The organism is Methylobacter psychrophilus (assembly GCF_025583945.1).
Lineage (GTDB): Bacteria > Pseudomonadota > Gammaproteobacteria > Methylococcales > Methylomonadaceae > Methylobacter_C > Methylobacter_C psychrophilus.
Genome location: NZ_JAOEGU010000010.1, coordinates 78303 through 97262, shown reverse-complemented (window position 1 = coordinate 97262; position 18960 = coordinate 78303). Strand labels below are relative to the sequence as shown.

General features: G+C 44.1%; 17 protein-coding genes. 12 read left to right on the top strand and 5 right to left on the bottom strand.

The genetic code is table 11. The annotated features are described in order from the left end of the window. Positions 1-11 precede the first annotated feature (11 nt). The 5 genes from N7974_RS07340 to N7974_RS07320 form a co-directional block, all read right to left on the bottom strand. Entirely contained in the window at positions 12-893 is an 882-nt protein-coding gene (locus N7974_RS07340; protein WP_262964983.1) for a cytochrome c oxidase subunit 3, read from the bottom strand. 12 nt (positions 894-905) lie between these two features. Next, the gene (locus N7974_RS07335; protein ID WP_262964982.1) at positions 906-1457 is read right to left on the bottom strand and encodes a cytochrome c oxidase assembly protein; all 552 of its coding nucleotides are present in this window, start codon (positions 1455-1457) and stop codon (positions 906-908) included. A 147-nt stretch (positions 1458-1604) separates the two neighbouring features. Beyond that, complete coding sequence (locus tag N7974_RS07330) at positions 1605-3245, bottom strand: cytochrome c oxidase subunit I (protein WP_262964981.1); 1641 nt, start codon at positions 3243-3245, stop codon at positions 1605-1607. A gap of 55 nt (positions 3246-3300) precedes the next feature. Then, complete coding sequence (gene coxB / locus N7974_RS07325; RefSeq protein ID WP_262964980.1) at positions 3301-4425, bottom strand: cytochrome c oxidase subunit II; 1125 nt, start codon at positions 4423-4425, stop codon at positions 3301-3303. Positions 4426-4892: 467 nt separating this feature from the next. Next, the gene (locus N7974_RS07320; RefSeq protein WP_262964979.1) at positions 4893-6797 is read right to left on the bottom strand and encodes a hypothetical protein; all 1905 of its coding nucleotides are present in this window, start codon (positions 6795-6797) and stop codon (positions 4893-4895) included. Positions 6798-7100: 303 nt separating this feature from the next. Here N7974_RS07320 and hslV point away from each other — a divergent pair, with 303 nt between their 5' ends. The 12 genes from hslV to N7974_RS07260 all read left to right on the top strand — a co-directional run bounded on the left by hslV (position 7101) and on the right by N7974_RS07260 (position 18957). Next, positions 7101-7652, top strand: a complete 552-nt coding sequence (gene hslV, locus N7974_RS07315) for an ATP-dependent protease subunit HslV (RefSeq protein ID WP_317451591.1) — start codon at positions 7101-7103, stop codon at positions 7650-7652. Between the two features lie 4 nt (positions 7653-7656). Then, positions 7657-8982: an ATP-dependent protease ATPase subunit HslU gene (hslU, locus tag N7974_RS07310; RefSeq protein ID WP_262964978.1), complete on the top strand. Its 1326-nt coding sequence runs from the start codon at positions 7657-7659 to the stop codon at positions 8980-8982. 80 nt (positions 8983-9062) lie between these two features. Then, positions 9063-9452 carry a DUF971 domain-containing protein gene (locus tag N7974_RS07305; protein WP_262964977.1) on the top strand — a complete coding sequence of 130 codons (390 nt, stop codon included), beginning with the start codon at positions 9063-9065 and terminating at the stop codon, positions 9450-9452. A gap of 8 nt (positions 9453-9460) precedes the next feature. Next, positions 9461-10210 carry a bifunctional demethylmenaquinone methyltransferase/2-methoxy-6-polyprenyl-1,4-benzoquinol methylase UbiE gene (gene ubiE / locus N7974_RS07300; RefSeq protein WP_262964976.1) on the top strand — a complete coding sequence of 250 codons (750 nt, stop codon included), beginning with the start codon at positions 9461-9463 and terminating at the stop codon, positions 10208-10210. Between the two features lies 1 nt (position 10211). Beyond that, positions 10212-10844, top strand: coding sequence for a ubiquinone biosynthesis accessory factor UbiJ (locus tag N7974_RS07295; protein WP_262964975.1), 633 nt, complete (start codon positions 10212-10214; stop codon positions 10842-10844). A gap of 71 nt (positions 10845-10915) precedes the next feature. After that, entirely contained in the window at positions 10916-11167 is a 252-nt protein-coding gene (locus N7974_RS07290; protein WP_243218606.1) for a CCDC90 family protein, read from the top strand. A gap of 12 nt (positions 11168-11179) precedes the next feature. Further along, on the top strand, positions 11180-12730 hold the full coding sequence (ubiB, locus tag N7974_RS07285) for a ubiquinone biosynthesis regulatory protein kinase UbiB (RefSeq protein ID WP_262964974.1): 1551 nt from the start codon (positions 11180-11182) through the stop codon (positions 12728-12730). Positions 12731-13170: 440 nt separating this feature from the next. Next, positions 13171-13371: a cold-shock protein gene (locus N7974_RS07280; RefSeq protein ID WP_243218608.1), complete on the top strand. Its 201-nt coding sequence runs from the start codon at positions 13171-13173 to the stop codon at positions 13369-13371. A 358-nt stretch (positions 13372-13729) separates the two neighbouring features. Then, complete coding sequence (locus N7974_RS07275) at positions 13730-14206, top strand: formate dehydrogenase subunit gamma (protein ID WP_262964973.1); 477 nt, start codon at positions 13730-13732, stop codon at positions 14204-14206. Then, positions 14203-15756 carry a formate dehydrogenase beta subunit gene (locus N7974_RS07270; RefSeq protein WP_262964972.1) on the top strand — a complete coding sequence of 518 codons (1554 nt, stop codon included), beginning with the start codon at positions 14203-14205 and terminating at the stop codon, positions 15754-15756. The genes N7974_RS07275 and N7974_RS07270 overlap by 4 nt, the downstream gene beginning before the upstream one ends. 21 nt (positions 15757-15777) lie before the next feature. Next, complete coding sequence (gene fdhF / locus N7974_RS07265) at positions 15778-18630, top strand: formate dehydrogenase subunit alpha (RefSeq protein WP_262964971.1); 2853 nt, start codon at positions 15778-15780, stop codon at positions 18628-18630. Positions 18631-18708: 78 nt separating this feature from the next. Further along, positions 18709-18957 carry a hypothetical protein gene (locus N7974_RS07260; RefSeq protein ID WP_262964970.1) on the top strand — a complete coding sequence of 83 codons (249 nt, stop codon included), beginning with the start codon at positions 18709-18711 and terminating at the stop codon, positions 18955-18957. Positions 18958-18960: the final 3 nt, after the last annotated feature.

Below are 18960 nucleotides of genomic sequence, written 5' to 3'. Positions count from 1 at the left end.
TTACCGGTAAGTTACAGTAAATAAACAAACACAAATAAACCTAACCATACCACATCAACAAAATGCCAATACCAGGCAGCCGCTTCAAAAGCGAAGTGATTTTCTTTAGTGAAATGACCTTTCCAGCTACGAAACAGCACCACGCTTAAAATAATGGCACCCACGCAGACATGAAAGCCATGAAAACCTGTCAACATAAAAAATGTAGAACCATAAACACCTGAGCCTAAAGTCAAGCCCATTTCACTATAAGCTTCGTGATACTCAATCGCCTGTAGGGTAACGAACAAGAAACCCAAAGCAACAGTAATTATCAAGCCCTTGATTAATTGGCTGCGACCTTCTTCCGGTGTCCTTACAACACCTGGTTTTGGTGGCAATAGTCCGTGATGCGCCCACGTGCAACTAACACCGCTGGTCAATAGAATCAAGGTGTTCAAAAATGGCAAACCCCAAGCACCCATGGGCTCGAAATCACCGCCAACCTTACCGGGACCATTCGTTGGCCAGATCGCCTCAAAAGAAGGCCATAGCAGTTCTTTAGTTGCGCCCTCGCCCAACCAAGGCACGGATAAATTACGGGTGTACCATAAGGTACCAAAAAATACCCCAAAAAAGATTATTTCAGAAAAAATAAACCACAACATACCCATGCGGTAAGACACGCCCACCTGCTTGCTGTACATCCCGGTCTCACTTTCATGTGCTTGCAAGGCAAACCAACCCACCAACATCGCAACAAAGACCAGTAAACCAGCGATCATCATGCCGGGGCCTATTGAAGAACCATTTAAATAGTTTGCAAATCCAGCCAGCATAATCATCAAACCAATCGTACCAATGATTGGCCAGGTCGCTTTATGAGGAATGTAATAAGCGGTATTTGTAGACATAAACTTCACCTTTTATTTTTTTACTGATTTTTCAGTATTGTCGAAATATGTATATGACAGTGTAATGGTATTATATTCTTTAGGTATTTTTGGATTAATGGTAAAACGCATAGGCAAAGTTTTGGTTTCTTGCGGCTTAAAAATTTGCTCATCAAAACAAAAACACATAATTTTTTCAAAGTAGCCACTGATAACAGCAGGTGAAAAACTCGGAATAGCTCTTGCCAATAAATCTTTGTTGGTTTTATTGGTAGCATAAAAATTGACCGTATTATATTCACCCGGATGGACTTTTATCTGTTTTTTTTCTGCACGAAATTCCATAGGCGTAGACTCATTGAGCATGGTAATAAACTCTACGGTAATTTCTCTGCTCAAATCAACTTCATAAGCAACCTCAGGGACTTTTTTAATATCATCAGGTCTATCCCTCTCTATCCATTTCCATTCACACAACACATCGTAAATGGGCACCAGCGCATAACCAAAACCAAACATGGCCACCGCAATTATCAGCAAGGTTCGCGCTAACTTGGCGTTTTTCTTGCCGACACTTTCGCTCATTGAGAAACGGCTTGCGTCACCGCAAACATATAAAGAATAAAGGCAATAGCCATCAAGATGACTGCCGTTAAAATATTTTTATTTTTTATTGTCATATATTAATCGAGACATTGCCAACGTTGAGCCTGGCAATGTCTCTTTTATACCTTAATGTGAGTCCAAAACGTGTTCAGTCGGCACAATCGTAGGCGGTGTCGTCCAGGTATGATAAGGAACCGGAGATGGCAGGGTCCATTCCAAGCCATGCTTGGCGGCATCTTCCCAAACCTCGTCAGTTACTTTTTCGCCAGTACCACCCCTGACAGTATCAATAACGATATACAAAAACAGTAATTGACTGGCGCCAAAGATAAAACCACCAATACTTGAAATCATGTTCCAATCAGCAAATTGCACCGCATAATCAGGAATTCTGCGTGGCATACCTGCCAAACCTAAAAAATGTTGCGGAAAAAACAATATATTCACTGAAATAGCCGACAACCAAAAATGCAATTGCCCGATTTTTTCGTTATACATATGGCCGGTCCACTTAGGTAACCAGAAGTATCCGGCAGCCATTAACATAAAGATAGAGGCTGGCACCAAGGTGTAATGAAAATGCGCGACAATAAAATAAGTATCATGGTACTGGAAATCTGACGGCGCAATAGACATCATTAAACCGGTAAAGCCACCCATAGTAAACAACACGACAAAAGCAATCGAGAACAGCATGGGGGTTTCAAAGGTCATTGCCCCATCCCACATCGTCGCAGTCCAATTAAATACTTTAACACCGGTAGGTATGGCAATAATCATGGTGGCATACATAAAATACAACTCACCTGCCAAAGGCATACCGGCAGTGAACATATGATGTGCCCAAACAATAAAGGCCAGAAAAGCAATCGCACCAGTCGCCCAAACCATTGACGCATAACCAAATAAAGGCTTACGGGCAAATATCGGAATAATGGTAGAAGCAACACCAAAAGTTGGCAGAATCATGATATACACTTCCGGGTGTCCGAAGAACCAGAAAATATGTTCATAAAGTACCGGATCACCACCACCCGCCGCATTAAAAAAGCTGGTATGGAAAAACTTGTCGGTTAACAACATGGTCACTGCACCGGCAAATACGGGCATAACAGCAATCAACAAAAAACCGGTAATTAACCAGGTCCAGACAAACAACGGCATATCCATCATTCGCATGGAAGGTGCACGCATATTGGTAATCGTGGCAATAATGTTAATGGCACCCATGATGGAAGAAATACCCAACAAATGCACCGAGAACACGGCGAATGGCAAGGCTTTACCAACAGTAATCGGTTGCAATACCAACGGTGGATATAAAGTCCAACCACCGTTAGGCGCACCACCTTCCATAAACAAAGTGCTTGCCAGCAATAACACGCCGGCAACCAACAACCAAAAGCTCATGTTGTTCATGCGCGGCAAGGCCATATCGGCTGCACCAATCATTAACGGAATTTGCCAGTTGGCCAAACCTACGAAGGCAGGCATAACTGCACCAAACACCATAACCAAGGCATGCATGGTGGTCATTGAATTAAAAAAAGCAGGATCGACAAACTGCAAACCAGGCTCAAACAATTCAGCCCGAATAACCATTGCCATAGCTCCGCCAACAAAAAACATTGCCAGCGCAAACACCAGATACATGGTACCGATGTCTTTATGGTTAGTGGTAACAATCCATCTTAAAATGCCTTTGGCAGGACCGTGATCGTGATGATCATCGGCATGATGATCGTGTTCATCTACGACAGCAGACATACTTTATACCTCGAAAATAGTTAAAAAAGAGTCAGTCGACAAGCGCATCAACCGCTTATTCATCATCGTCATCAGGAAGCGCCGTTTGCTTGGGCTGCAATTCGTCACCGACGCTATTACCCAAATTGTTGCGGACATAAGTCATCACCTCGGCAAATTCCTTACCATTCAACTTGGAAAAAGACGGCATTTTGGCGGTACCTGCACGTAAGAAGCCATCTAAAGACTCCCATTTTCCTGTCGCTATGGCACTGCCTGTTAAAGCGGGAATTAAACCGGGAACACCGGCACCGTTAATCTGATGACAGCCGACACAATTTTTTAAATATACCGATTCACCATGCGCCATTAACTGCTCACGACTTTGGTCACTCAAATCCGGTTTTTGTTTTTGTTGATCCAGGGTTTTCTTTACCCAGGCATCATAGTCAGGTTGCTCCATGGCAATCACTACGATAGGCATAAAACCATGGTCTCTTCCGCACAACTCGGTACATTGACCACGATAAGTACCAGCCTTATCGACAGATGCCCATGCTTCGTTAATAAAACCCGGATTGGCATCTTTTTTCCAGCCCAAGTCAGGTACCCACCAGGAATGGATAACATCACCTGAAGTCAACACGAAACGTACTTTCTTGTTGACCGGAATCACTAAAGGTTTATCAACATTTAACAAATAATGAGGAACGGAACGCGGATCAGCACCAACTGTTCGATGTGTTATTTCGCTCGCTTCATCCAAATGACTTTCAAAATGAATATCATTATCCAGATATTTGTAATCCCAATACCACTGTCGACCAGTCACTTGAATCGTCATATCCGACTTCGCAACATTATCCAATTCCAACATGGTTTTTGTTGCCGGTATGGCCATACCAATCAAAATCAAGGTTGGAACAATTGTCCAGATGATTTCAACTGTGGTATTTTCATGAAATTGTGCCGCTTTATGTCCTTTTGATTTACGGTGATGGTAAATCGAGTAAAACATGGTACCAAATACACCGATACCTACGATTACACAGATCCATAGAATCAGCATATGCAGGTCATAAATGTCATTACTGACCTTTGTAACCCCTTTCGTTAAATTGAGCGTATAGTCCGCCTGCGCTGCTCCTAGCCCTAAAGCCATTAAGATCAGACCTGCGAATAGTTGCTTTGCTTTGTTCACGGAGCAGCCTCTTCGATAGTAGTTATAAACTCTTGTAAGTGTTATATAGTTTCGCAATTTCAAGTCAACAAAACAGTTTGCCTCGATCCATTTGCGTAATAATTATTACAAAAAACCTAGAAAGTCTAACCTATGAAGTCTATCTATACCAGCGGTCCTTTTTATGACTTTAAATTGACACAAAAAAAAAGCTTGTGAATCAAAGTAGTAACAAGCTTTTTTGATAATACAAAATTATTATCATCTATCCAAACCATCTGACTAAAAGACATCCAAATACTCATTAAGTTGTTAACTTTCTTTTTTAACCATACTCAACTTTACCCAAATAAAATGCTGTATTCATTATTTGTCAAACCGATACATATCCTCACTATCCACACAATTAAACCCCTCCTTTTTTATAGACACTCTTTCCCATGTACAACAACTTTGTAAAAAAGCAAGGCTTGCCCGTAAAGTCAATATCAGTGCAACTTGCTCAAAAAAGACGGATCAATCCGGCAACCACCTATCTCGGGGTGATCAAGTACCTCTTGCTCAAAATCCCTATACGCTGGCGATTGAAAAGCAATGCGGGTTATTTTTCCGGCAGAGAATTCAAACTCCATCGCCCCACCTTTAGCGCGTGGACTCCCGTCTTTGGTGGTAAATAACAGTACACCGATATTGGCAGTCGATTTACCCAACTGATCAGAAAGAATACGGGCACAACTCAACTCGTTAATAGCTAATCCGGAAAAAACCTGTGTCAGCTGACGTGCACTAACAATAACGCCCTCCCCCGGAATAACGATCGGTGCCGGTATAACTGTTGTGGGTATAGGCGAAATGACTGCTGGAGGAACTGCTGTGGTTGCCTCGGATGGAGAAAGCACGGAATCTATTGATGGCGGAGCCAATAATTTTTCCAAACCAAAATCACCCAAATGATTTTGTAACAGCACAGTACCACCACCACTCTTGTCACTCGCTAATAACGGAAATATCTGCTGTTCCATTTCGATCTTGTTGGGATTTTTTAGAACCGAAACAAGTTGTCTCTCAATCGATTTAAGAGGTATAAAAAACTGTTCTTTTTTCTGACTAAGCTCTTCAATCTGCTTCCAGTCGGAGGGTAGATTAACCGGCAAGCCCATGGCTTTCATTACTGAATAATCATCGGCAGTCAGACACGAGCCAAAATCTTTGCTACGATAACTTTCCATAACCTTAAGCGAAGTTTCGTCACTCACTATCTTTTTCAGTGAAATATTATAATTTTTCCAATCGCCATTATTGGTTAAAAAATAATAAATAAAAGCATTGCGATCAAACTTGTTAAAGCCTAAATCTTTCATCACCAGTTTTATTTTACGACAGTTATCCTCCATTTCCTGGTAGCTATTCCAGCTTGGTTTTAAATTGGGTTTTGCCGGATGTTTGGATTGCTCAATCAGTTGCAATAACTTGATTTCACCCGTACCTGATTTAATTGGCGAATAACCGATTTCTTCCAGTGACAGATCCCGCGCATCAGGAACACCGTCTGCCGCTGTTTTTAACAGCAAGGAAGGAATAATTTCCGGATAAATCTTTAACTCGCCTAACGGCTCGGCATCCGAACCGAAAAGATTAACACCCCCTTCTGCTACGGCATATACTTTGAATATATTTTCGGTAAGAGCGCCTGTTTTACCCGAAAAAGCAACAATGCGCGGTAATGAATGCGATTCCGAGCTGTGTTTTACAGAAGCGGGAACCGTTGTGGCTACCGGTGGATTATTTTTTGCCCATTGCCCGGCAAACTGCCCGACAATGGCAACGCCCATACCTACACCTGTCAATGCCAATAAACTGCTGGCATTTGTCACATCGCTTACTAAACCCGATACATTAACATCACTATTGGCGCTGGAATAAAAACTATAATCAACCTGCGTTTCTTTGCCTGAATCCAGGCGCATCCAAGGTGTCAGCGTTATTTTTTTGGCATCAAACTTAAAATTACACTTTCCTGATGTCGCTTCATATAAAAAGGCAGCCGCTTCATTATTAAATTTAAGACCTTCATTGCGTACCGTAAAAATAAGCGTGGAAGACAAGTCACCCTTTTCGTAAGAAGGCGTCATATTACTACAGCCTTTTTTTAAGACATTGTCACCTTTAAAATCAAACTCAGAAATAAGCCGTACATAGTAATCATCACCATCAATCACCTGAAAGCCGGGCAAAGGTTGCAATTGATGTACTCGGGTTGTTTGCACAGACTGGGGATCAGTAACTTGAGCCGATGGATAATCTATGGCAATTTGCCGGGTAGGTGCACATCCCGTCAACAGAACACTGGCAATCAAACTAAATTTCAAAGATGAAATATAACGAATCGACATACTTAAACCTTATACCGTTTGTTATACGGCGAATCAGACCAAAAAAACGAAAATGATAGGGCTTACACTACGCTTTTGTCATGCTTTATTTTTTCCCGGCATTTTTTAAAATGATCGTCATCCTGTAATAAATCGTAGCAAACCTCATAATAAACGGGCATGCCCTCTATCTGTTTAAGCAATCTGCCAACATAACAGAAACAAGACACCTTTGACGCCAAACCAAATGTATCTATATTTTTCTCACATTTTAAATGCATACCATGTAAAATTAAAATCATGTATTTTGCAATATAAAAGGATATTGAAGTGTTTAGAGGAACAACCATACTTTCTGTTCGCAGGAACGGCAAAGTTGTCATTGGCGGAGACGGCCAGGTCACTTTGGGTAATACCGTCATGAAAGGCAACGCCCGAAAAGTTAGGCGCTTGTATCATGATAAAGTTATTGCCGGTTTTGCCGGTGCAACGGCGGATGCTTTCACGTTATTTGAACACTTTGAAGGCAAACTGGAAAAACATCGCGGCAACCTGACGCGCGCCGCTGTTGAAATGGCCAAAGATTGGCGCACCGATCGTGCCTTGCGCAAACTGGAAGCCTTGCTAACCATTGCCGATGCCAAAACTTCATTAATTATCTCCGGTACCGGCGATGTTATCGAACCTGAATTTGATTTGATGGCGATAGGTTCGGGCGGTGCTTTTGCTCAGGCCGCTGCACGCGCATTACTGGAAAATACTAATTTGAGTGCTCGCGAAATTGTCGAAAGGTCTTTAAATATAGCGGCTGATATCTGTATTTATACCAACCACAATCTACGCATAGAAGAACTAGACGCAGAACCCAACGAGTAAACGCATGACACAGATGACTCCCAAAGAAATTGTAAGTGAACTGGACAAACACATTGTCGGCCAGGCCAGCGCCAAGCGATCTGTCGCTATCGCGTTAAGAAACCGCTGGCGGCGTCAACAGGTTGATCCTGCCTTACGCGATGAAATTACACCTAAAAATATTTTAATGATTGGACCAACCGGTGTTGGTAAAACAGAAATTGCCCGCCGTCTGGCACGTCTGGCAAATGCCCCTTTTATTAAAATAGAAGCGACCAAGTTTACTGAAGTTGGTTACGTTGGCCGGGATGTTGAATCCATCATCCGCGACCTCGTTGATACTGCCGTCAGTATGACTCGTATGGCAGAAATGGATAAGGTTAAAACCAAAGCCTTCGATGCTGCTGAAGATAAAATTCTGGACCTTCTTCTGCCCAGAGCCGATGCCGGCATGCTGTCTGATTCAGAAGAATCTACCCGCCAAAAAATGCGCAAAAAATTGCGTGAAGGTGATCTTGACAGCAAAGAAATAGAAATTGATGTCCATGTGGCACCTATGGGCGTAGAAATCATGGCGCCTCCGGGCATGGAAGAAATGACCAGCCAATTACAAGGCATGTTCCAAAACATGGGCTCCGGCAAAACCAGATCCCGTAAAATGCCCATTAAAAAAGCCTTGCAGTCTTTACAAGAAGAAGAAGCGGCCAAACTGGTTAATGAAGATGATATCAGGCTGCGTGCGGTAGAAGCAGTAGAGCAAAACGGTATCGTTTTTCTGGATGAAATAGACAAAATTTGCAAACGCTCCGAATTAGGCGGCGGCGGTGGTGAAGTCTCCCGCGAAGGTGTCCAGCGAGATTTATTACCGTTGGTTGAAGGTAGCACTGTCACCACAAAATATGGCGCCATCAAAACCGATCATATTTTATTTATCGCTTCGGGGGCCTTCCATATAGCCAAACCTTCGGATTTAATTCCCGAGTTACAAGGTCGTTTCCCTATCCGTGTAGAGCTAAGCGCATTGTCTGCCGAGGATTTTGTACGCATTCTTACCGAGCCTAACGCCTCGTTAACCGAACAGTATGGCGCTTTGCTGGCTACCGAAGGCGTATCCTTAACATTTGCTGTCGATGGTATTCAGCGCATTGCCGAACTGGGCTGGCAAGTCAATGAAGCGACTGAAAACATTGGTGCAAGGCGACTGCATACCATGCTGGAACGGCTACTGGAAGAAATCTCTTACAACGCCCCCGACTTGATAGAAAAGACCATTGTTATCGATGCCGCTTATGTTGACCAACATTTAACCGAGTTTGCTGAAGACGAAGATTTGAGTCGTTATATTTTGTAGAAAATATCGGGTTACAGCGCACAGCGACTGCTGTAATAGTAACCCGACCACATAACCTAAGTTATATTTTATAAAATTATATGCGCTTAACTGTAAAATCCAGCAATACCTGGCCTACTGAAATCAAACTGCATCAGGTTTCCAACATTCTTGAAGTCAGCTTTGATGACGGCAATGTGTACCAACTGCCGTGTGAATATCTGCGTGTTTATACACCTTCAGCAGAAGCCATAGGCCATGCACCCGGCCAGGAAGTTCTTCAAGTAGGCAAAGAAGACGTCACTATTAAAGAAATTAAACCAATTGGCAATTATGCTATTTCTCCACTATTTAGCGATGGCCATAACAGCGGCATTTACACTTGGGATTTACTGTATAAATTAGGCGCTGAATATCCAGCATTATGGGCTAATTATCTCAATAAGCTGGAAGCTGCCGGGTATAAGCATAAAACATCACTTAAAAACTAAACACGACAATGACAAACGATAACACCACCCATTTCGGCTTTAAACAAGTTGCCACCGATCAAAAAGTCAATCTCGTACGCGGCGTATTTGATTCGGTTGCAGGACAATATGACATCATGAATGACTTGATGTCGCTGGGTATTCACCGTATCTGGAAGCGTGTTGCCGTACAATTAAGCAACGTCCGTAAAGGCGAACAAGTACTGGATCTGGCAGGCGGAACGGGCGATTTGACCGTACTGTTCGAACAACGTGTGGGCAAGGACGGTCAGGTTATTTTAGCTGATATTAATTCCGAAATGCTGCGTACCGGTCGCGATCGGTTGATAGACAAAGGCCTGACCGGCAACGTCCGCTATGCGCAAGTCAATGCCGAATGTCTGCCCTTTGAAGATAATACCTTTGATTGTGTTTGTATCGCTTTTGGTCTGCGTAACGTCACCGACAAAGATGCCGCATTGCGTTCCATGTACCGGGTATTAAAACCCGGTGGTCGTGTGATCGTACTCGAGTTTTCACATCCTACGGACAAAATCACTGAAAAAGTTTACGATTTTTATTCCTTTAAGCTGTTACCTAAAATTGGCAAATTTGTTGCCAAAGATGAAGACAGTTATCGCTATCTGGCTGAATCCATTCGTATGCACCCCAAACAGGATGAGTTGAAAAAAATGATGGAAAATGCCGGTCTGGAACGTTGTGAATATTTCAATATGTCACAAGGTATTGTTGCCGTTCACAGAGGTTATAAAATCTAGCATGACCATCAAACCTTTGTTGATGAGCGTACTGGAAGCCGCACTTAACCAGTTTCTTGCGCTGGATCAGAACAGGGCTGTTTTTTTAACGCCTCTGGACGGTAAAATCATTGCGCTGACCATTCAACCGTTTAATGAAACCATTTACCTCTGCCCCAACACCGACGCCATTCAACTACTCGATTACAGCCCCGACCAGCCTGATACTCAACTGACCGGTTCTGTTTTTGCCTTTGGTTTAATGGGGCTTAGTTCAAAACCCATGCGGTCAATTTTCTCCGGTGAAGTAAAAATTGAAGGCGACATGCAGACCGGTCGAAAATTTCAGGAACTGTTTGCCAAACTGGATATTAATCTGGAACAACAACTGGCCCGTTACACCGGTGACAGCATAGCGCACAATATCAGTCAATTTTTTCGGGCTGGGCAAAGCTGGAGTAAAGATTCCCTTGAAACCTTTAGGCTTAACGTCTCCGAATTTCTTCAGGAAGAAACCCGAGATTTACCGGCAGGACCGGAAGTCGATATTTTTTACGAGCAAATTGATGAATTACGCACCGACTTTGATCGCTTGCAAAGCCGGATTGAACGACTTAAAAGTGCTTTAGCTACAAAACACAAAGCTCAAGACTAAAATGCGTTCTACCTTCACCTATTGGCTTTGTTATACTGTAAAACATATCCAAAATTTACCGGACAGGCATTATGGCGACAATATCTTTTGATACATTAAAATTTGTTGAAAAACTCAAAGCAGGCGGCATCCCTGACGATCAGGCCAGAGCTATATCTGAGGCCTTCCGTGATGCTTCCGGCGAGGCTGACCTGGTTTCAAAAAAAGATTTGCAAATCGAACTTGCCCCCATTAGAGCAGATATCAATCTAATAAAATGGATGTTGGGTATTCTATTGGGCGGCGTAATGACGTTAATTCTTAAAGCTTTTTTTCCACTATAATTTTGTAAATACGTGATCCGACCTAAATTAGTATTACGCTTGATCCATATCAATTGGGTTCTCGTCGTTCATGGCCTGGACGAAATCGTTTTAAAAACCCATTTATTTCGTCCCATTCGTTATCTGGCTTTTATTACTCCCAGCTATTGGCTTAAACCCAAAGCGGACTCACGTGGCGTCAGAATCAGACGTGCCCTGGAAGATCTCGGACCTATCTATGTCAAATTCGGCCAGGCTTTATCGACTCGCAAAGATCTGCTACCTGATGACATTTCAGATGAACTGGTAAAACTGCAAGACCGGGTTCCACCCTTCGCCAATGAGATTGCCCGCAGTATTATTGAAATAGAACTGGGCATGTCAATTACCGAGGCTTTTGCCGAGTTTGACCCTACACCATTGGCTTCGGCTTCAGTAGCGCAGGTTCATACGGCTGTATTACATACCGGTGAAAAAGTCATTGTAAAAGTGTTACGTCCGGATATTGAAGATCGTATTCGTTCCGACATAGGCTTGCTTTATGAACTGGCTCGTTTTGCGGAACGCTTTTGGTCTGATGCCAAAAGATTGCGGGCAATAGATGTTGTTGCTGAATTTGAAAGATCCACACTGGATGAACTGGATCTGGTCAGGGAAGCGGCCAATGCAGCCAAATTACGTCGTAATTTTGAAAACTCGGAATTGATTTATATACCCGAAGTCTACTGGTCCCTGACACGAAAAAAAGTCATGGTCATGGAAAGAATTTATGGCATACCTGTCGGTGAAATAGAGCAACTTAAAGCCGCTGGCGCAGACTTTAAAGCATTGGCTGAACGTGGTGTAGAAATATTTTTTACCCAAGTATTCAGGGATAACTTTTTTCATGCCGATATGCATCCCGGCAATATTTTTGTCGATGTTCCCGATAAATACATAGCCGTTGATTTTGGTATTGTTGGCTCCTTGTCTTTATCTGATCAACGTTATCTGGCAGAAAATTTTCTGGCTTTTTTTAACCGTGATTATCGAAAAGTAGCGGAAATGCATGTTGAATCCGGCTGGGTACCCAGCACAACCCGCATTGAAGAATTTGAATCTGCGATTCGTAGCGTTTGCGAGCCCATCTTTGAAAAGCCGCTAAAAGATATTTCTTTTGGTCAATTATTATTGCGTTTATTCCAGACTGCACGACGTTTTGATATGCACGTTCAACCGCAACTGGTGTTACTGCAAAAAACGCTGCTTAATATTGAAGGCTTGGGCCGGCAGCTTTATCCCGAACTGGACTTATGGCAAACCGCCAAACCTTTTCTTGAAAAATGGTTCCATGAGCGCTTGGGTCCAAAAGCCAAAATAAACAAAATAATCAAACAGTTTCCTGCCTTTGCCGAGCAATTTCCGGAAATCCCTTCTTTGCTTTACAAGGCATTGGACAATGCGGCCAACTCACAGCAACACGCTGAAGCGCAGCAACGAGAACTGACTTTACTACGCCAGCAAATGGATAATAATCATAAAAGCACCGTATGGGCCATGATTATTAGTTCCATAATTATTAGTGCCGCCGTATTATTTCAATAAACGATAGTAGCAACTCGAAACAAATACCCTACCAATCGTTACCTGACTTTGGAGCGTCACAGCAAACTCGTACGGATACCATCCCTTCAAGGGATGGTATCCGTTAGCGTCGACATTGCACTCCGCACGGTCAAATTTTTGGCTTTCTTGGCGCACGGAGTATATCTATCCAAGAATCTACATCACATCAGCCAATAAATGTTGATAGCTGAGAAATCAGCAGTGTTTATTTGTTAGCTATTCACACACTAAAATTATTGACATTCTATAGCCTCCACTATAGAATTCGCCCAGCTTGAAAATTGACTTACCGTTATGCTTATCTCTACGACGTTTTTCCTGTATGGCTCGTCCTGTTTATCATAAGTAATTCTTAAATTTCTCAGCGCCACCAGCCTTACAAAAGGCTTCAATTACATACTTTATATTAGGATTACACAATGGCCACTGGTACAGTTAAATGGTTTAACGCTGAAAAAGGTTTCGGTTTTATTCAACAAGAAAACGGCGCTGACGTTTTTGTTCATTTCCGTAACATTAACAGCTCAGGCTTTAAATCTCTTGATGAAGGCCAAAAAGTACAGTTTACTGTTACACAAGGCCAAAAAGGCCCGCAAGCAGAAGAAGTAACCATCATCTAATTGCAGAATAAACTGTAGCCTGTTTATCGACAAGCTACAGTTTGCGTTACCCTACCCCTCGCTATAAAACCCAATCTACCCTTTCGGTTTTCAAAAAACCTGCCGTAACCTCGCCAAATTAACGACCTGTAAAGCTTTCGCCTCACTGCTCTTATTTACACCGGTTCAAAGCAGCATTCGTTAGACCCACTCTGTCACAACCATCCAATTCTTTGCCCCACCTGATAAAGCTTACATATTGTGTCTATTTATGTCTTTTTACACATAAATTTTCTTGTGCTATGCTAACAGTACATTTTAAGGCAGCACGAAGGATGCAGGTTGCTTTAATGAATAAAATCGCCATTAAGAGTTGACCATGACTGAATCGAGCAATATGCAAGCGACCGTACAAGAAATAACGACTGCACTCAAAGATAAACCCGGAGCACTTTTACCTATTTTACATGCCATTCAAGATAAAATCGGTTATGTTCCTGCGGAAAGCGTGCCGGCTATTGCCAAAGCTTTAAATCTTTCGCGTGCTGAAGTACATGGTGTCATCAGCTTTTATCATTATTTCCGCGAAAGCAAACCAGGCAACCATACTATTTATCTTTGCCGTGCCGAATCCTGTCAGGCAATGGGCGGAAAAAAATTAGAACAGCATGTCAAAGACCGCTTGGGTATTGATTTTCATGAAACCACTGCAGATGGCGAATTCTCGCTGGAGCCAGTCTATTGCCTGGGCAACTGTGCCTGCTCACCAGCCATGCAAATCGGCACCGAAATTTATGGACGGGTGTCGGCAGACAGCTTTGACACGACCATCAATGAAACCAAGGAACTTGCATGAGCATCACCATTTATGTCCCCTGCGATTCCAGCGCAATTTCTCTGGGAGCTGATAGGGTAGCCATCGCTATCGCCAAGGAAGCCGAAAAACGCAACATTACCATTCAGTTAATCCGCAACAGCTCAAGAGGCATGTTCTGGCTGGAACCACTGGTTGAAGTGGCCACCGCAGAAGGTCGTGTGGCTTATGGCCCGGTTCAGGTTGGCGATGTAACCAGCCTGTTTGATGCTGATTTTGTACAGGGCGGCGCCCACCCACTGTTCTTGGGTTTAACCGAAGAACTGGATTACCTGAAAAAACAACAACGCTTAACTTTTGCTCGGTGCGGCATAACCGATCCTGTCAATCTGGATGACTATATTGCTCACGAGGGTTATCGCGGTTTAAGCAATGCCTTAAAAATGTCACAGGCCGATATTGTTAAAGCGGTCACTGACTCCGGTTTGCGGGGACGCGGCGGCGCGGCTTTCCCTACGGGCATTAAATGGAATACCGTACTAGGTACGCCATCAGAACAAAAATATATTATCTGTAATGCCGACGAAGGCGATTCCGGTACCTTTTCTGACCGCATGACGATGGAAGGCGATCCGTTTGTATTAATTGAAGGCATGACCATCGCGGGTATTGCCGTTGGTGCCAATCAAGGCTATATCTACTTGCGGGTAGAATATCCTCATGCCCATAAAGCCCTGAATACCGCTATTGAAAAAGCTTATCAAGCCGGTTACCTGGGCGATAATATTCAAGGTAGCGGTAAAACATTTAATCTTGAAGTTCGCTTGGGTGCTGGCGCTTATATTTGCGGCGAAGAAACTTCTTTAATGGAAAGCCTGGAAGGCAAACGTGGCCTGGTGCGTTTTAAACCACCACTGCCTGCCATTAGCGGTTTGTTTGGCAAACCTACTGTCGTTAATAACGTTATTTCCTTGGCCTCCGTACCCATAATACTGGATAAGGGCGGCGATTATTACCGTGATTTCGGTATGGGTCGCTCACGCGGTACCCTGCCGCTTCAACTTGCCGGTAATATTAAACACGCCGGCTTGGTTGAACTGGCTTTTGGTATGACGTTACGTGAACTCTTATATGATTTTGGTGGCGGCACAGCATCAGGACGCCCCATTAAAGCCGTTCAGGTTGGTGGCCCTTTAGGTGCCTATTTACCCGAATCACAATTTGATACTCCATTGGATTACGAAGCTTTTGCCGCAAACTGGACAGTATTGGGTCATGGCGGCGTTGTTGTTTTTGATGACACGGCCAACATGGCTGAAATGGCGCGTTACAACATGGAATTTTGTGCAATTGAATCCTGCGGTAAATGCACACCCTGCCGCATAGGTTCAACCCGGGGTTATGAAGTTTTAGATGACATTATTGCCGGCCGGGAGCTAAGCAAAAATGTACCTTTATTACGCGATCTTTGTAACACCTTACTTAACGGTTCGCTTTGTGCATTAGGCGGCATGACTCCCTATCCTGTTTTGAGTGCTTTAAATAATTTCCCGGAAGACTTTGGGATAGATGAAAAAGCCGGCGCAGCCTGATAACGACACGAGGAATGATTCATGAGCATTAATAAACAACAAGATTTTGGTACCCCCGCCAGCGCGGCAACCCAATTGGTTACCCTGGAAATTGACGGTTTTAAGGTAACGGCACCCGTTGGCACGTCCATCATGCGTGCAGCAGCAAGTATCGGCATTGATATTCCTAAATTATGCGCAACCGACAGTATTGAACCCTTTGGTTCTTGTCGGCTTTGCGTAGTCCAGATTGAAGGTGGCCGTGGCATGCCGGCATCTTGTACCACACCGGTTGCAGAAGGCTTAAAAGTTGTTACCCAAAACAAAAGTCTGGCTGATGTCCGTCGTGGCGTTATGGAATTGTACATTTCCGATCATCCACTGGACTGCCTGACCTGTTCAGCCAATGGCGATTGCGAACTGCAAGATATGGCCGGTGCGGTGGGTTTGCGCGAAGTGCGTTACAACCCCATTGAAACCCATCTTGATGCGGTTAAAGATGAAAGCAACCCTTACTTCAGCTTTGACCCCAGCAAATGTATTGTCTGCTCTCGTTGCGTCAGAGCGTGCGAAGAAACCCAAGGTACCTTTGCTTTAACCATTGATGGTCGCGGTTTTGATTCCAAAGTATCGCCCAGTCAGAACGAAGCCTTCATGGACTCCGAATGTGTCTCTTGTGGCGCTTGTGTACAAGCCTGTCCAACGGCGACCTTAATGGAAAAATCGGTTATTGACCACGGCCAACCGGAACACGCCATTATCACCACCTGTGCTTATTGTGGCGTTGGCTGTTCATTCAGGGCAGAAATGAAAGGCGAGCAAGTTATTCGCATGGTGCCCAATAAAGACGGTCAGGCCAATCATGGTCACTCCTGTGTTAAAGGACGCTTTGCCTTTGGTTATGCCACGCATAAAGACCGCATGACCAAACCCATGATTCGCGCCAGTATTAAAGATGCCTGGCAAGAAGTCAGTTGGGAAGTAGCCATTAATCATGCCGCCTCAGAATTAAAACGTATTCAGGCAAAGTATGGTAAAGATGCAATCGGCGGAATTACTTCTTCACGTTGTACCAACGAAGAAGTGTATATCATGCAAAAACTCATTCGTGCGGGTTTTGGCAATAATAATGTCGATACTTGTGCGCGGGTTTGCCATTCACCTACCGGTTATGGCTTGAAACAAACCTTTGGTGAATCATCCGGTACGCAAGATTTTGACTCCGTGATGAAAGCGGATGTCATTATGGTTATTGGTGCCAATCCCACCGACGGCCACCCGGTGTTTGGTTCACAAATGAAAAAACGCCTGCGTCAGGGCGCAAAATTGATCGTCATTGATCCGCGTGAAATTGATCTGGTTAGAAATTCACCGCATGTACAAGCCAATCACCATTTAAAACTGCGTCCCGGTACCAATGTTGCCTTGATTAATGCCATCGGCCACGTCATCATCACCGAAAAATTAATGGACGAAGCCTTTGTCAAAGAGCGTTGCGATATTGCCTCCTTTGCAAAATGGGAAACTTTTATCGCCCAGGAGCATAACTCCCCGGAAGCCACAGAATCTGTGACCGGCGTTCCAGCTACTGAACTCAGAGCAGCAGCAAGGCTTTATGCTACCGGCAACAATGGCGCCATTTATTACGGCCTGGGTGTTACTGAACACAGCCAAGGCTCTACCATGGTTATCGGTATTGCCAACATCGCCATGGCAACCGGTAATTTAGGTCGTGACGGCGTTGGTGTTAACCCGCTGCGTGGACAAAACAACGTACAGGGTTCTTGCGATATGGGTTCATTTCCGCATGAATTCCCGGGCTATCGCCATGTGTCTGATCCTGCTACCCACAAACTGTTTGAAGCCGCATGGCAAGCTGAATTAAGCGATGAACCGGGGCTTCGTATCCCCAACATGTTTGATGCCGCCATGGATAAAAACTTTATGGGACTGTACTGCGAAGGCGAAGATATTGCCCAGTCTGATCCTGACATTCAACATGTTCATGCCGCCCTACGTTCTATGGAATGCGTCATTGTGCAGGATATTTTCCTTAATGAAACCGCAAAATTTGCCCATGTCTTCTTGCCCGGTTCATCATTTTTAGAAAAATCAGGCACTTTTACCAACGCAGAACGACGTATTTCACCGGTGCGTAAAGTCATGACGCCATTGGCAGGCTATCAGGATTGGGAAGTTACCCAACTGCTGTCAAATGCCATGGGTTACCCGATGAACTACAGCCATCCCTCAGAAATTATGGATGAAATTGCCAGCCTGACCCCGACTTTTGCCGGCGTCAGTTATGACAAAATTGACGAACTGGGCAGCATACAATGGCCCTGCTATGATGAAGACTCGGTCGGTACCCCAATCATGCATGAAGACAGCTTTATGCGTGATAACGGCAAAGGCTTGTTTATGCTGACCGAATACGTCCCTACCATAGAACGTAGCAGTCGCAAATTTCCGTTACTGTTAACCACCGGACGCATCCTGTCGCAATACAATGTCGGCGCCCAAACACGTCGTACAGAAAATAACGCCTGGCATGCAGAAGACCGTCTTGAAATTCATCCACATGATGCAGAAGATCGTGGCGTAAAAATGGATGACTGGGTCGGTATTAAAAGCCGTGCCGGTGAAACCGTATTGCGTGCGACCATTACCGAACGTGTTCAACCTGGCGTCGTTTATACCACCTTCCATTTTCCGGAATCCGGTGCCAATGTCATCACTACCGATAACTCTGACTGGGCAACCAATTGCCCGGAATATAAAGTGACCGCCGTGCAAATCAGTAAAGTTAATCAACCGTCTGAATGGCAAGAAAAGTACCGTGCCTTTTCAGAAACCCAGTTGGATTTGCTTGAGCAAGGCACCAGCAACAGCTAACCATCCGTCAATCCGATACCTCTCTCGGGGGCAACCCGTGAGAGAGGCATTAAAACAAATTTAATAGCTAATGAAACCATGAGTTATGGCAGATACAAACGTATTCTCCTGTTAAAAAGGGTTGAAGTCACTTCTGCACGCCTGCAGAAAGTACCCAATCAGGGAGTGCGAAAAGTAGAAGCACGTCTGGAACAGCGATCAAGAATAATGCAGGAGCGGCGTAGCGCTGTGCAAAGAAATATAAAACCAACTGTTATTACTCCCCTTCGTCTTAACTACGACGGGGCGATTGCTTGTGTGCGTGGCGATGCCATGGAAAAAAATTAACTG